This window comes from Hubeiibacter jixunmingi (assembly GCF_041928215.1).
GTDB lineage: Bacteria > Pseudomonadota > Gammaproteobacteria > Pseudomonadales > Moraxellaceae > Acinetobacter.
Genome location: NZ_JBHFHK010000019.1, coordinates 1 through 14,171 on the forward strand (window position 1 = coordinate 1; position 14,171 = coordinate 14,171).

Here is a 14,171-nt window from a genome sequence, read left to right on the forward strand (position 1 = left end):
GGCTGTCGCTAAAGCCCTTGATTGTTTCGTATCTCATCTTGTCATTATATCAAAACTTTCGCAAGAGGTCTATTATTATACAGTTTTATAGAAAATACGTATATAAAATACTACTTTTTAATTTTGTTTGAAATTAAAACAGAAAAATAATGGAAATATGTATTGAAAATACTTTTTTAAAGGTGTATTTTATTTATATCTTAAATTGACACAGTTAAAAAGTTACACAAGGAGTATCTTGCCATGTCATTGAGCCAACAACAAATCGAACTCGTAAAAGCCACTGTTCCAGTATTAAAAGAAAGTGGTGTTGCTTTAACCAGTTATTTTTATAATCGTATGCTAGGTAATCACCCAGAGCTAAAAGAAACCTTTAACATGGGACATCAACGTAGCGGTGCACAACCCCGTGCTTTGGCAGGTGCAGTATTGGCTTATGCAGAAAATATCGAAAACCCAATGGTACTTGCCCCAGCAGTAGAATTGATGGCTCATAAACACGTGAGCCTTGAGATTCAAGCCCCTGATTATCAAATCGTTGGCACAAATCTGTTGCATTCTATCAGTGAAGTTTTGAATATCAGCATGGAAGATCCGCTGATTGATGCATGGGCGGCGGCGTATGGTCAATTGGCAGATTTATTGATTGCAACAGAAAAAGCCATTTATGATGAACACGCACAGACCAAAGGCAGTTGGTTGGGCTGGCGTAAATTTACCATCGCTGAAAAAGTCGATGAAAGTGCAGAAATTACGTCTTTTTATCTAAAACCAAGTGATGGTGGTGAATTACCGTTATACAAAGCTGGACAATATATTTCGGTACGTGTTTTTGTTGAAAGTTTAGGTCATAAGCAACCACGTCAATACACATTGTCAGATCAAGCAGGAAAAGACCACCTACGTATTTCAGTAAAACGTGAATCTGCACATGACGGCTTGGCAGAAGGTTGGGTATCCAATACTTTGCATGGTCTAAAAGTGGGCGATGAAATCGAAGTGACTGCACCAACGGGTAATTTCTATCTTATCAATCCTGAAAAGAATAATGTATTTATCAGTGGTGGTGTCGGTCTAACACCAATGATTGCCATGCTCAACCAAGTCTTGGAAAACGATACTGCACAAAATGTAAGCTTTATCCATGCTTGCTATGATGCCAAATCGCACGCTATGAAAGCCCATTTAGACACTGTTGTAGAAAAGCATCCGCAAGTTAAAAGCTATGTCGTGTATGAAGTCGATGAAGCCAAGCAAGCAAATGCAGTGGGTCGTTTGGACTTGACTACTGTTGATGCGAGCTTGTTGCCTAAAGATGCTGATTATTATCTATGTGGTCCAACCGCATTTATGCAAGCCCAATACAAAGCACTGTTGGATTTGGGTATCAAAGCTGAACAAATTCATAGTGAAGCCTTTGGTACTGGTGGCGTGCATTTAGGCTAAACCTATTTGCTCAAATCAGGATAGCAATCAGACAGCTACGTTTGGTTGCTTTTTTTATCTGCGATATTCTGCCAACACAAGCTTCACTTACGCCAACTCGTTGGCAAATTCCTTATTTATTTTGGTGATTTTTGCTTATCGATTAATGATGATTTTATGATATATTTTTGATGGTTTAATATTTTTTCATCACCATGTCTGCCTTAAAATTATTTCCAACATCAATGATTGCGACATTATTTTTACTTGTTTTGGCTTGGTTCAATGGTAAAGGTTTACGAGAATATGTATTGATTCTCTTATGTTGTGCGGTCTTTTTTGGTATTCGTTGTATCGCTTATGGCAATACAGGGCAATCGCGCTATAGTCTCAAATTAAGACTAATAGGTCTCTCTTAAAACCAAACTGTATATTTTAAAACCAATTTATTTTACAGGAAGCTGTTAGAACAACTCATTTATCTAAACAGCAACCGATAAAAATTTCATTTTGATTAAAATATAGTCTAAATTTGCATTAAGATTTTCCTATTAATTGTATTTTGCTTAGCAGAATTGCTCATCTTTTGTAGCGCGATTGCCCTGTATGGCAATATTAGACCTCTTGCGAAAGTTTTGATATAATGACAAGATGAGATACGAAACAATCAAGGGCTTTAGCGACAGCCAATTTAAACGCTTAACAGGTATAAGTAAACCACTTTTCGCGAATTGAGAATGAAATTAGTGGCAGGATTTATAAATTGGCAAGTTAATCGCTAAATTTACATTTTCGAAAGAGGTCTATTATCAAAAAAAACTATATTTTTGATTTTTAAGACGATAAATTGTTGATTGTTGTTTTTTTATGTGCAAAAATGAGACACCTGTGATGAATTTTGTTCAAGTCAAATGCAATTTAATTTCAAGGCAAGTGAAGCGACATTAGATGTCATTATTCCTTGTTATGATGCTGAAAATACATTGGAGCGAGCGATAAAAAGTTGCTTGCAACAATCTGCAGTGGACAAAATTTGGCTGATTGATGATGCATCAACGGACGCTACTTGGCAGATACTGCAACAGTGGCAACAGCGTTATCCTGACAAAATCTGTATTGATCGTTTGTTGGAGAATGGTGGATGTGCGAAGGCACGTAATTTTGCAGCGATGCAAAGTGATGCAGATTTTGTGGCATTTTTAGATGCAGATGATGCATATGAGCCTGAAGCACTGACTGCCGCAAAAATCAGTTTGATGCAATTTGACTATCTTGGTTTGGTGCGTTTAAGGCTAAAACCAGTAGGATTGGCACAGCATTATTTGGATCATCCACGATTTGAATACGCATGGCATCAGCACATGATGACAACCGCAGGGAACACCATATTTAGACGGAATTTCTTTCTTGCTTGTGGTGGATTTCCACAGCATAAACTATTTTGCCAGTTTGGCGGTGAGGATGGTGCCTTAGGATTAGCAACAGTGCAATGCACGGTAGTTGGGACATTATTCGATGACGATATTGGTGTTTTACACCACTATCATGAAGGTTTGCATGGCGTACGTTTACTTGATGCCATTTTATTTGATAAGCAACCAAAACAGATAACACCAATGCATATCGCACAAGCAGAAGCAGTCACTGCACAAATTGTACAACGCTTTATAAGCTTACAGTCAGCAATTCAGACATCCAAAAAAGGTACGATGCCTTTACAAGTGATGTCTTAATACAAGTTTTAAATTAAAAAAGAGGCAATGTTATGAAATTACACGAAGCAAGCCAGTTATTTGAATGTTTGGGTTCACCCATACGTTTACAAATTTTCCAACTCTTAAATGATTCAGGTGAGGTGGGTTTGGTTGCTGGAGATTTGGCAAAACAAATGAACCTTGCACCAAACCTGATGTCTTTTCACTTAAAGAACTTAAGTAACAGTGGATTGGTCAGTTATAAGCAAGAAGGTCGCTTTGTGCGTTATTCAGTGAATATTATGCTGATGCATGAACTCGTTGAATTTTTAAATACAAATTGTCACGAGGCAAACTTCGGCAATACACAGAACAATATCTAACTTTAATATCTTGACTTAAAATATCCACAAGGATGATTGTTAAATGGTAAGTATCGCTGGTCACGTTATCAGCGATTCTAAAATACAAATTAATCCATCTAAAAAGCCACGAGAACATCATAATTAAGCTATAATCTACACTTTTAAAAACCATCGTATTAGACGATATCCAAGAGGTTGTATGATTAACGAAGAATCGCTCAAGTTATTTGCAGAAGAATCATTGATCGAAGCACGCAGAATCATGTTTAGCATGCTAGGTAAAGTGGTCGAAGTGGGCGCGTCAGATCTATTTATTACTGCAGAATTTCCACCAAGTGTAAAGCACCAAGGGGTGATGAAACCTTTGAGCAAACAAACACTGTCTGCTGAGAAAACCAAATTATTTGCTTATAGCTTGATGAATGAACGTCAGCGTGAAGAGTTTGAAGAACATTTAGAATGTAATTTTGCGATCAACGTGCCAAACGTGTGTCGTTTCCGTGTTAATGTCTTCCAACAACAGCTGCAAGTCGGTATGGTGATTCGTACGATTGCTGCCGAAATTCCAAATTTCCAAAAGTTACAGCTGCCAGAAGTGCTGAAAAATGTCATCATGGAGAAGCGTGGTTTGGTGCTTGTTGTCGGCGGTACGGGTTCGGGTAAATCAACATCATTGGCTGCAATGATCGATTATCGTAATGAAAACTCAGCAGGGCATATTATTACCGTAGAAGACCCTGTTGAGTATGTACATCGCCATAAAAAATCCATGATTACCCATCGTGAAGTCGGTGTGGATAGTCATTCTTGGCATAATGCACTCAAAAATACGTTACGTCAGGCACCAGATGTCATCTTGATTGGTGAGATTCGTGATACAGAAACCATGGAACATGCGATTGCCTTTGCGGAAACAGGGCATTTGTGTTTGGGAACATTGCACGCTAATAACGCCAACCAAGCCTTAGACCGTATTATTAACTTTTTCCCTGAAGAACGTAAAAATCAATTGTTGATGGATTTGTCATCCAACATGAAAGCGATTATTTCACAACGTTTGATTCGTACACCAGATGGAAGCGGTCGTCGTGCTGCGGTAGAAATCATGCTCAATACACCATTGATTTCTGATATTATCCTCAAAGGTAATCTGCATGAACTCAAAGAAATTATGACTAAGTCACGTGAATTGGGTATGCAAACCTTTGACCAAGCGTTATTCGACTTGTATGATCAAGGTGCGATTTCTTATGATGAAGCGATTCGTAATGCTGATTCGGTGAACGAATTGCGTTTACAAATTAAGTTAAAGAGTGCACGTGCATCAGAAGAGCAAGCCATGATGGGTGGAATACCGAGTACATTGTCTTTACATCAGGAAGAACAGCCAAAAGCTGAAGAACCTACTCAGCCACCAACCATCGGCTAAAACAACAATACGGCATTACCAAAACAGTTCTTTATGGACTGTTTTTTTCATTATAAAAACCGATAAATATCTATAAAACTTATAAGAAAACGAATGATTGTTCTTGCTATGCTGATTTAGACTTTGTTATATTCTGAACAGGACATTCTAAACTGAAATGGACAAAACCGAAGGAGTGTAAGCAGTGAGCCAAAAAGAAGTCGTTGTAACGCAACAAATGATTGATGATTATGCCAAGCATGGTGTGGTGATTATACGTGGTGTGGTCGGTAAAGATGCCATTGAGACCTTAGCCCGTGGTATTGATAAAAACATGGCAAATCCTAGCCTACGAGCAAAGGTAGCAAGCCGTGAAGATGACAAAGGCAAATTCTTTGAAGATTTTTGTAATTGGCAAGAAATTGAAGAATATCGAGATATTATTTTTAATCATGGTTTGGGTAAGGTCGCTGGGCAATTGATGCAAAGCAAAGTAACTCGCCTACATCATGACCATAGCCTTGTCAAAACCGCAGGCACACAACAGCCAACGCCATGGCACCAAGACCAACCGTATTATGATATCGATGGCAGACAAAATATCAGTATGTGGTTGCCTGTAGATCCTGTACCAAGAGAAGCGACATTGGAATTTGTACAAGGTTCGCATTTGGGTCCTTGGTTGATGCCACGTTCATTTATGGACAATCAAGCCAAATGGTTCCCAGAAGGTAGTCTTGCCGATTTACCTGATATTGAAGCCGATCGCAGTGCATTCCCGATTGTTGGTTGGGAAATTGAACCGGGTGATGCCGTATTTTTCCATATGCTGACTTTGCATTCATCGCGTGGTTCTGCCAATATGCGTCGTGTATTCTCAGTACGTTTTATCGGGGATGATATTACCCATGCACCGCGTAATTGGGTGACATCACCGCATTTTGAAGGTTTGGCAGACCGTTTGCCAGCCGGTGCAAAAATGGAAGATGACTTATTCCCAATTCTTTATACTGCTGAATAATTTAAAACAAATAAAAACTATCCCCAACATCATGATGATATTGGGGATAGTTTTTGGCGATGATTTAATCAAATTGATTAGGCAAAGCAACTAAGTAGAAATTTGCCCGAATTTGCCATTACGTACATCATCCATCGCTTGCATGATTTCTTCACGGCTATTCATTACAAATGGACCATAACCGACAATTGGCTCATTCAACGGTTCACCTGTCAAAATCAATACTTTTGCATTATTATTGCTTTCGATTTTGATATCACTTTCGCCACGTTCGAAAGTCACCAATTCCGCACGGCGAGCAATATCGCTATCGCTGACTTGAATCGTGCCTTCACGTACCAACACAATGGCATTGTGGCTGGCAGGCACACTAAAAGTATAACTACCGCCGGCTTGCATTTCTACATCCCACATATTGATTGGGCTAAACGTGCTGGCTGTACCTTGTGTGGCGTTCAGCTCACCAGCAATGATGCGAGCCGTACCTTGACCGTCCAAATCTATCACTGGAATATCTTGGCTGACGATGGCTTGATATTTTGGTTCAGTCATTTTGTCTTTGGCAGGTAAATTTACCCAAAGCTGTACCATCTCAAACATACCACCACGCATAGAAAAATCTTCAGAATGGTATTCTTGGTGCATCAGTCCAGAACCAGCCGTCATCCACTGTACATCGCCTGTACCAATCACACCGCCACCGCCGTGCGAGTCTTGATGTTCCACTTCGCCTTGATAAGCGATGGTGACAGTTTCAAAACCACGATGCGGATGCTCACCCTCGCCACGGAAATCACTTTTGCGATTGCCATCAAAATGTTGTGGTGCGGCATAATCCATCAACAAAAATGGATCGAGATTTTTGTGGCTTTCTTGGTAATTAAACATACCATGTACATGGAAACCATTGCCCACCCAGTGTTTTTGTGGAGCTTGATAAACGTGTGCAACTTTTTTCATTGCTGTACTCCTATTCGGATTTTGTTTCGATGGTGCTATTTTAATCTTTATATTTTTTTTGCAACAATACCTTAAAATATAACTTAGTGTTCTATAATTGAAATGATAAATTTGTTCCCATTGCATGAATAAAAAGATTATTTTTTAAAAACGACTATTTCCTGCACAATTTGATCTGAATATTGTTCACAATATTTTGTTAAATAATTAGTTTTGATTTCAACCCCATCTATGATATGAATATCTTTGATTTCATCAATAATAGACATGACATCAAAAATATTATCAATATCAAGCTCAAAAAGATGATGACATTGAATATAACCTTTAATAATCACTTTGTTTTGAGGTTTTTCTGCTAAGAAATAAACATCGGCATAGAATATAGGGTAGAAATTTTCTATCATTTTATCAATATTATATCCAATAGCAATTTGTGAAAACAGAGTACCTTGGTATCCATTGCGTAGAAAAATAGCATATAATTGATTATTTTGATTAAACCTTAAAATGACGGTGTTGTTCCAAGATAGATTTTTAGTATCAGGAAAAAATTCATTTGAAAAATAATTTAACAACCAAATATCTTTATATTGATTTATACAAGAATATAAATCATCAACTTCAATAAAATTATCAGCAATATTCCACATGAAGACATGAAAATTCATACCTAATTTATAACCAGCAGCGGAATGATTAGGTATAATATCAGCCCAATAATTTGGTTTGGCTTGACTGGATATGTTCTTTGACATTGATCAATTTATACTCTTAAATATATTTATAATTTAACGAATAAGAAAACTATTTAAAATAGTTTTATCCATATTGTCTAACTTTGTCCAAGATGTGGAAAAATGGCTAACAATATCAGAATGGTTTGAGAAATGTATTTGTCCATCTTTTCTAACAAAAATCACATCATAAATTGGTGAAGTTAAAATACAGTCATTAGGATCTTGTTCCATGAGCAGAGATAAGAAATAAAATAATGCCTTGAAATCGGGTAAAATTTCGTATTGAGTGGAATAATTGATCAGAATAGACAATTTAGCATGAATTTCTATTTCTGCTAATTTTCCAGAATTCATAACATAATCATAACAATAAGCAGGTTAATTTAAAAACTGATTGCTTTCATATGTTGTTATACTCATGCCCATGTGTTGTGTATTAAGAATAATACTTTCAGGGTGATGAATCTTTTGATAATCATCAATATATAAAGAATGGTAATGATGCTTTAATAAACTCACTATTTTTGAATAGGTTAAATCTTCACTATTCATATCAAAATTAAATTCTATCATTTAATGAACCTGATATTTCGGTTGCCAATGATCTAAAATATTTTGAAGAAAATCTTTTTTATCAGGGTGTAATCGTATAAATCGCTGACAAGCATCTTTAGCCATATCAAAATTTTCCTGCTCACTGATAAAAAATGTGGTTTCAGGGTCATCAAAGCCTATAGCAAAATAAACAGAATTTGGGTGTTCTGTAAAATCTTCATCCAAATAGAACCAATAAAGACCATCTGTACCCAAGCCAGAATATTCTACAAAATTTAAATGAATAGCATATAAAAAGTTACCTGCCATATAGAATCTATTAAAACCCCTTTTAAATGACTCAGTTTTTATATCATCACTTGGCTCAACGTCATATAGACTATTATAGAGTAAGTTTATTTCTGAATTTTCAGCAAATACAGGAATATAATCAAAAGGTTTAGGATTAATAATAGCCATTGTTTACTACACTTTAATCAAATTTAAATATTTAATGATTTTAACATCAAACTCACTTTATCACTAATCAAGCCATCCACGCCCCATGCTTGAAATTGCTTGGCTTGCTCCACGTCATTCACCGTCCACACGCTGACCAATAGACCCACATTATGAGCTTGTTTGACCAAATCCTGCGTCAATAAATCAGCACGCCAACCAATCCTTTGACAGTCCAATTGCTGTGCCAGTGTAATGGTATGTTGAGCCAAAGGCAATTCCATCAACAGCCCTTTTTGATACTGTGGATAGGCTTGTAATGCGGTTAAAATCTGTGCATCAAAACTGGTCATCGTGATCGCATCAACACGATGGCTAAAATATTGTTGAATATCTTTGTCCAATTGTGCCACCAAACGTTCTGCATGTTGTGGTGATGCGACCGCTTTGATTTCGATTTCAATATGATTAAAATTGCTGATAATCTGTAGCGTTTCGGCTAGGGTAGGCGTGCGTTGAAAAGCATCATATTTTTGCAAATGTTGAAGATTTCCAGCATCTTGTGACTGCTGAAAATGCCATGCTTGATTATACTTAGCCAAGTCAGCAACATGACATTGTTCCACATTTTGCTCTACGCTTGCGGTACGCAAAAAATTGTCATCGTGTACAATACACAGTGTGCCGTCTGCCAATTGTCGTACATCAAACTCGACCGCATCTAGTCCTAAGTCTTTGATATATTGAAAACCTGCAAGCGTATTCTCAGGCATTTCCGCTCTTGCACCACGATGACCGATAAGTTGCATTGTTTTTCCTATATTTTAAATAACGTGAGTTCGGTTTAAAAAGGTATGTTTTTGTTGTAATTATATGATTTTAAGGAAGTAGGGTGCGTCACACGCACCATTTTAATGCTGTTTTCTGAAAGGTGCGTAAGACGCACCCTACATACGAATTAAATTTACTTTTAAAATCAGATAATTAAATTTCAAATTATGCCGAACTCACGTTAAATACTTTCAATAATTTAAGGCTGTTGATTAAATTGACTTGCCAAGCCTTTTTGCCACAACACTTCATCACCGCCCAATTGTTTTTGTAACAACCGCCCTGCGACAAATAGCCAATCCGAAAGGCGATTGAGTAATTGTAAGGCAATCGGCTGAATATTTTGGCAATCATGATTGAGTGCAATCAATTGACGTTCGGCACGACGGCACACCGCACGCACCACATGACATTGGCTACAGACCAAATCACCCGATGGCAAAATAAATTCTTTCAGCATTGGCAATTGTTCATTAATACGGTCAATGTCTTGTTCTAGAGCATCAATATAATCTTGTTGTAAAACTTGATAATTTGGAATACAGACTTCACCGCCCAAATCAAATAGCCAATGTTGGATAATATTCAGCTTGTGTAGCCATTGTTGTTTTGGAAAATTGTCGGCATGCTGTTTTTGTTGAATAAACGAAATCAACACGCCCATACTGGCATTGAGTTCATCAATATCGCCTAGGGCATGAATGCGTAAATCATCTTTACTTACCCGAGTGCCATCGCCTAGACCAGTTTGCCCTTGGTCGCCTGTGCGGGTATAAATTTTACTTAAACGATGTCCCATTGCTGTACCTAAATATCAAAAAATCATTTGGCTAATATACTATAAATTATTTTTCAGTGTTTATTTTAAAAGGATAATTTCTTAAAAAATAAAAAACTCGCACCAATTTGGCACGAGTTTTTTGATTTACAACATCAAAAATTAATATTTAAACGTTACACCAACATTGGCTTGACGACCGCCATTGATATACCAATTGCCAAAATTCCATACGGTTGGATATTGTTCATTGGTAATATTTTGCAAAGTGGTAAATACTTTGACATTCGGTGAAACATTCCAATGGGCATTGACATCAGCAGTCACATGACTTGGTACTTTGCGTGGATTGGCAGAGTTATCAGCATTGACTTCTGAACGAGCATTTAACGATGTGCTGACGCCATAAACGCCATCATCATAACCAAAAGTCAAAGTCGCTGTTTGCTTTGGACGGTAAGCGATTTCACGTTTGGTTTCTTCATTTTTGCTTTCGTTATAAGCATAATCTAATGTTGTAAACACATCATCTTTTGCCCATTTCAAGCCCAATTCACCGCCTACAAATTTGGCTTTACCGATATTTTCATAAGTCGCAACAGTGCTATATGTTGCAGGGTCTGTAACGGATTTGCTTGAAATTAAGTTTTTCACTTTGGTTTGATATGCCGAAAGTGATAACGATAGGTGATCGGTAAATTGATGATCTAAGCCCAATTCATATGCCATGCTTTGTTCTGGTTTAAGCTTTTCATTACCATAAGAATAATACATCCATGCTGCATTTTCATAATGATAATATAGCTCTGATAAGTTTGGTGCACGGAATGCTGAACCAATATTGGCATATACACTGGTCGCAGGCGTGAAGTGATAACGCACTGCACTTTGACCTACGGTATGCGTACCGAATTTATCATGGTCTTCTACACGTACACCGACTTGCGTGTTGAGCTTGTCGCTTTGATATTGATGCTGTGCATAATAGCCTGTGCTACTGACTTTTTGCTGTTGATTTTTGATTGAATCATCAGCATATTTTTGCTGTTCGTGGCTAACACCAAGTAAAAGATTTTGCTGTTCGCTTATTTGCCATTTTGCATTGACATCACCGCCATCATTGGTGGTATAGGCATGATATGGATTGCTATCAACGAAGTCTTGTTTATCTTTAAATTGTGAATAACGTCCATTCAAAGTCAAGTTTGGCTGAACTTTAGCACTGATATTAGCGGACAATAATTGATTGTTAAATTGACGCTCGGCAACGTTAGTTTTACCACGATTATCACTATAATTATTCGTACCTTGGTTTTGAGCAAATGCTACGCTGGCATCAATATTTTGTTGGTTATAACCTAATTTTGCACTATAGCCTTTTTGGTCATAAGGGGCTTTATTGTCTTTGGCTTGGGTATTAAAAATACGTGTGCCATCAGTTTCTAAACGCTGACCACGTACTTGGGCATATACGCCAGATGGTGCAACAAAGTCTGCACCAACGATAGCTTTGTAAGTTCTATTCTCGCCATAAACACCTGTCACAAAGCCGCCTGTTTTTTCAGGTACTTGTGAAATCATATGCACCACACCGCCGATAGCATCCGAGCCATATTGTACTGATGCTGGCCCTTTTAACACTTCTACACGGCTGACATCAGTCAAATCTAAGGTTTCTGGATAAAGCGGTGACAAGCTGTTCGGGGTATTTAAACGCACACCATTTTTTAATAATAAAGTATGGTTTGGATTAGTACCACGCAAAGATAGAGACGTGCCTTGACCGATACCGCCATTTTGTTTGATATAAACGCTAGCATCTTTTTGTGCAATATCAGACAAATTCAAAGTCGGATTTTGTTGAATAGCTTGTTCATTGATGACCGTGATACGAGCAGGCGTGTTGCTTGCCAATGCAGGAGCGCGGCTGGCTGTGATAACGATAGGGTCAAGTTCATATACTGTTTGAGCAGTGTTGGCTTGGCTTTGAGCGATTGCAACTTGGCTAAGTACCAACATAGAGCATGTTAAGGCACTCATTTTAAAGACGTTTGACATAAAAAATTCCTTAGCACTTATATACCGTAAATGCGAATGGGTGACATAACAAGCAGGTTTCCAGACTGGCACGTTTTATTTAAAATTCAATTTAAAAAAGTTAAAAATAAAACTCAAAATAATCATCATACCCTTCCCATAAGTTGATTTTAAATGTGTTTGAAAATCAGTGCTTACAGTGGCTTTGCATGGCGATAGGCGAGCAATGTATGACTTGAACGTGGGTTACTGTTGCGGATACAGCATTGGATTTGCACCAATTTCCCTGTACTTGTTACAAAATATTGCTACAGTATAAAGTTTGTAACTGTGATAAGCAATATGACTTATGGATAATATGGCTGAATTATATGGTTGAAATCATAGCTTATTTGCATATATTGCGTTATGATTTAAAAACAAATTTATCAATTCTGATGATGAGAAAATAAACGTGAGCCTAGTGATGAGCCAACAGATAAATACTCAGCGTGTACGTAGTAAGATTTGTGGTTTGACACGTGTAAAAGATGTGCACAATGCAGTGGCGTTGGGTGTGGATGCGATTGGCTTGGTATTTTATCCGCCGAGTCCGCGTGCGGTGAGTGCCGAACAAGCTGTAGCATTGGTGCAAACCATTCCACCTTATGTGCAAGTGGTGGGTTTATTTGTCAATGCCGATGCGACAGAGATTGAAAATATTTTAAATTGCGTGCATATTGATATTTTACAATTTCATGGTGATGAAACGCCCGAACAATGCCAACAGATTGCCCAAATGACCAAAAAACGTTGGTATAAAGCCATTCAAGTCAAAGCGGATATGGATATATTATCGATGATTCGGGCTTATCGCCAAGCAGGGGCGAGTGCGATATTATTGGATGCGTATCATGCTGATTTGAAAGGCGGTACAGGACATGCCTTTGATTGGACATTATTTCCAAAAAGTGATGTGCCGTTGATTTTGGCAGGTGGTTTAAATCCTGAAAACGTTGCCGATGCTATTCGCTTGACACAACCTTTTGCGGTCGATGTCAGCGGTGGGGTGGAAAGTAGCAAAGGTATAAAGTGTGCGGAAAAAATGCAACAATTTATCAGTAATATCAAATGAATAGATGGTAAGCAATATGAATAAAAAACGATTCTTATTATTAGCTACACTAGGCTTTACCAGTATCAGCTATGCTCAAATTCCAACTGATGCACGAGATATGGTAAGACAGTTAATACAAAATCATTATGGCGTGGCGTTTAATCATGAGCAGGATTGTTATGTTTATGATTATACCGCTTATGCGGAGTATGGTGCGGAGAAGAAAGCTTATTGTGTCAAAATTATCGATGCACAGCTAAAGAATATCAATACATTACCGACATTGTATTTGACCGTATCAGGTGATGTCATGGATGAATCATCGGTTGGTCGTATTGAAACAGGCTTGGGTGGTTTATTTATTTTACAAAAGCATAATCAAAATTGGGATGTGCTGGCTAAGTCACCTTATATCCCTTCAGGTGGTGCAGGGATGAGCCAAATGTCTGATTATAAACTGGTGGAAATTGCCCAAAATCGCTATGGCTGGATAGGTGAAGAAAGTGCCAGTGGGGCAGGCGGTGAAAGCAGTACAGATTGGCGAATGTACGCACCGATGGGCAAAGACATCAAGCCAATCGCTGAAATCACCACAGAACATAGTTATGATTTTGCAGACAATACCTATGTCGATGATCAAGGTACGGTGACTGTCGATAACAGCCAAGCGATGGTCAATGGCTATTATCCTTTAATGGTCAATTTAACATTAGAACGTGGTCGTTTAAATAAAAACTACGATCGTGTTGGTAAGAAAGTCAAAACAGCACAATATCGTGTGACTTTTAATCCTAAAATTCAAAAATTTGAAGCAATCAAGTGA

The 14,171-nt window shown here is 37.8% G+C and carries 15 protein-coding genes and 1 riboswitch; of the genes, 8 read left to right on the forward strand and 7 right to left on the reverse strand.

What is annotated here, in order from left to right; translation table 11 throughout:
* The first annotated feature begins 243 nt into the window (after positions 1-243).
* The 6 genes from hmpA (at position 244) to ACEYX7_RS04490 (ending at position 5,913) form a co-directional block, all read left to right on the forward strand.
* The gene (gene hmpA, locus ACEYX7_RS04465) at positions 244-1,446 is read left to right on the forward strand and encodes an NO-inducible flavohemoprotein (protein WP_374805055.1); all 1,203 of its coding nucleotides are present in this window, start codon (positions 244-246) and stop codon (positions 1,444-1,446) included.
* 194 nt (positions 1,447-1,640) lie between these two features.
* The gene (locus ACEYX7_RS04470; protein WP_374805056.1) at positions 1,641-1,844 is read left to right on the forward strand and encodes a hypothetical protein; all 204 of its coding nucleotides are present in this window, start codon (positions 1,641-1,643) and stop codon (positions 1,842-1,844) included.
* Between the two features lie 492 nt (positions 1,845-2,336).
* Positions 2,337-3,158, forward strand: coding sequence for a glycosyltransferase family 2 protein (locus tag ACEYX7_RS04475; RefSeq protein WP_374807099.1), 822 nt, complete (start codon positions 2,337-2,339; stop codon positions 3,156-3,158).
* Between the two features lie 32 nt (positions 3,159-3,190).
* The gene (locus tag ACEYX7_RS04480) at positions 3,191-3,502 is read left to right on the forward strand and encodes an ArsR/SmtB family transcription factor (protein ID WP_374805059.1); all 312 of its coding nucleotides are present in this window, start codon (positions 3,191-3,193) and stop codon (positions 3,500-3,502) included.
* Between the two features lie 181 nt (positions 3,503-3,683).
* Complete coding sequence (locus tag ACEYX7_RS04485) at positions 3,684-4,913, forward strand: PilT/PilU family type 4a pilus ATPase (RefSeq protein WP_374805060.1); 1,230 nt, start codon at positions 3,684-3,686, stop codon at positions 4,911-4,913.
* Between the two features lie 184 nt (positions 4,914-5,097).
* On the forward strand, positions 5,098-5,913 hold the full coding sequence (locus ACEYX7_RS04490) for a phytanoyl-CoA dioxygenase family protein (protein WP_374900240.1): 816 nt from the start codon (positions 5,098-5,100) through the stop codon (positions 5,911-5,913).
* A 90-nt stretch (positions 5,914-6,003) separates the two neighbouring features.
* Here ACEYX7_RS04490 and ACEYX7_RS04495 read toward each other — a convergent pair whose 3' ends face one another.
* The 7 genes from ACEYX7_RS04495 to ACEYX7_RS04525 all read right to left on the reverse strand — a co-directional run bounded on the left by ACEYX7_RS04495 (position 6,004) and on the right by ACEYX7_RS04525 (position 12,273).
* Entirely contained in the window at positions 6,004-6,873 is an 870-nt protein-coding gene (locus tag ACEYX7_RS04495) for a pirin family protein (protein ID WP_374805062.1), read from the reverse strand.
* A 137-nt stretch (positions 6,874-7,010) separates the two neighbouring features.
* Complete coding sequence (locus ACEYX7_RS04500) at positions 7,011-7,631, reverse strand: hypothetical protein (RefSeq protein WP_374900241.1); 621 nt, start codon at positions 7,629-7,631, stop codon at positions 7,011-7,013.
* A 33-nt stretch (positions 7,632-7,664) separates the two neighbouring features.
* Positions 7,665-7,967, reverse strand: coding sequence for a hypothetical protein (locus ACEYX7_RS04505; protein WP_374900242.1), 303 nt, complete (start codon positions 7,965-7,967; stop codon positions 7,665-7,667).
* 219 nt (positions 7,968-8,186) lie between these two features.
* Positions 8,187-8,627, reverse strand: a complete 441-nt coding sequence (gene cdiI / locus ACEYX7_RS04510; protein ID WP_374900243.1) for a ribonuclease toxin immunity protein CdiI — start codon at positions 8,625-8,627, stop codon at positions 8,187-8,189.
* Between the two features lie 23 nt (positions 8,628-8,650).
* Positions 8,651-9,415, reverse strand: coding sequence for a glycerophosphodiester phosphodiesterase (locus tag ACEYX7_RS04515; protein WP_374805066.1), 765 nt, complete (start codon positions 9,413-9,415; stop codon positions 8,651-8,653).
* Positions 9,416-9,636: 221 nt separating this feature from the next.
* Entirely contained in the window at positions 9,637-10,236 is a 600-nt protein-coding gene (locus ACEYX7_RS04520) for a cob(I)yrinic acid a,c-diamide adenosyltransferase (RefSeq protein WP_374805067.1), read from the reverse strand.
* A gap of 141 nt (positions 10,237-10,377) precedes the next feature.
* Positions 10,378-12,273, reverse strand: coding sequence for a TonB-dependent receptor plug domain-containing protein (locus ACEYX7_RS04525; protein WP_374806831.1), 1,896 nt, complete (start codon positions 12,271-12,273; stop codon positions 10,378-10,380).
* 34 nt (positions 12,274-12,307) lie between these two features.
* Positions 12,308-12,563, reverse strand: a riboswitch (cobalamin riboswitch).
* Positions 12,564-12,718: 155 nt separating this feature from the next.
* Here ACEYX7_RS04525 and ACEYX7_RS04530 point away from each other — a divergent pair.
* Together ACEYX7_RS04530 and ACEYX7_RS04535 are read left to right on the forward strand one after the other, a co-directional pair.
* Complete coding sequence (locus ACEYX7_RS04530; RefSeq protein WP_374803899.1) at positions 12,719-13,366, forward strand: phosphoribosylanthranilate isomerase; 648 nt, start codon at positions 12,719-12,721, stop codon at positions 13,364-13,366.
* Positions 13,367-13,382: 16 nt separating this feature from the next.
* On the forward strand, positions 13,383-14,171 hold the full coding sequence (locus tag ACEYX7_RS04535; protein ID WP_374803901.1) for a hypothetical protein: 789 nt from the start codon (positions 13,383-13,385) through the stop codon (positions 14,169-14,171).

What these genes read in the sequence shown, in the direction of transcription:
- ACEYX7_RS04505 (WP_374900242.1), bottom strand. Translation starts at nt 7,967, where the DNA reads ATGAATTCTGGAAAATTAGCAGAAATAGAAATTCATGCTAAATTGTCT.
- ACEYX7_RS04475 (WP_374807099.1), top strand. Translation starts at nt 2,337, where the DNA reads ATGCAATTTAATTTCAAGGCAAGTGAAGCGACATTAGATGTCATTATT.
- cdiI (WP_374900243.1), bottom strand. Translation starts at nt 8,627, where the DNA reads ATGGCTATTATTAATCCTAAACCTTTTGATTATATTCCTGTATTTGCT.
- ACEYX7_RS04515 (WP_374805066.1), bottom strand. Translation starts at nt 9,415, where the DNA reads ATGCAACTTATCGGTCATCGTGGTGCAAGAGCGGAAATGCCTGAGAAT.
- ACEYX7_RS04495 (WP_374805062.1), bottom strand. Translation starts at nt 6,873, where the DNA reads ATGAAAAAAGTTGCACACGTTTATCAAGCTCCACAAAAACACTGGGTG.
- ACEYX7_RS04535 (WP_374803901.1), top strand. Translation starts at nt 13,383, where the DNA reads ATGAATAAAAAACGATTCTTATTATTAGCTACACTAGGCTTTACCAGT.
- ACEYX7_RS04520 (WP_374805067.1), bottom strand. Translation starts at nt 10,236, where the DNA reads ATGGGACATCGTTTAAGTAAAATTTATACCCGCACAGGCGACCAAGGG.
- ACEYX7_RS04470 (WP_374805056.1), top strand. Translation starts at nt 1,641, where the DNA reads ATGTCTGCCTTAAAATTATTTCCAACATCAATGATTGCGACATTATTT.
- ACEYX7_RS04530 (WP_374803899.1), top strand. Translation starts at nt 12,719, where the DNA reads ATGAGCCAACAGATAAATACTCAGCGTGTACGTAGTAAGATTTGTGGT.
- ACEYX7_RS04500 (WP_374900241.1), bottom strand. Translation starts at nt 7,631, where the DNA reads ATGTCAAAGAACATATCCAGTCAAGCCAAACCAAATTATTGGGCTGAT.
- hmpA (WP_374805055.1), top strand. Translation starts at nt 244, where the DNA reads ATGTCATTGAGCCAACAACAAATCGAACTCGTAAAAGCCACTGTTCCA.
- ACEYX7_RS04525 (WP_374806831.1), bottom strand. Translation starts at nt 12,273, where the DNA reads ATGTCAAACGTCTTTAAAATGAGTGCCTTAACATGCTCTATGTTGGTA.
- ACEYX7_RS04485 (WP_374805060.1), top strand. Translation starts at nt 3,684, where the DNA reads ATGATTAACGAAGAATCGCTCAAGTTATTTGCAGAAGAATCATTGATC.
- ACEYX7_RS04480 (WP_374805059.1), top strand. Translation starts at nt 3,191, where the DNA reads ATGAAATTACACGAAGCAAGCCAGTTATTTGAATGTTTGGGTTCACCC.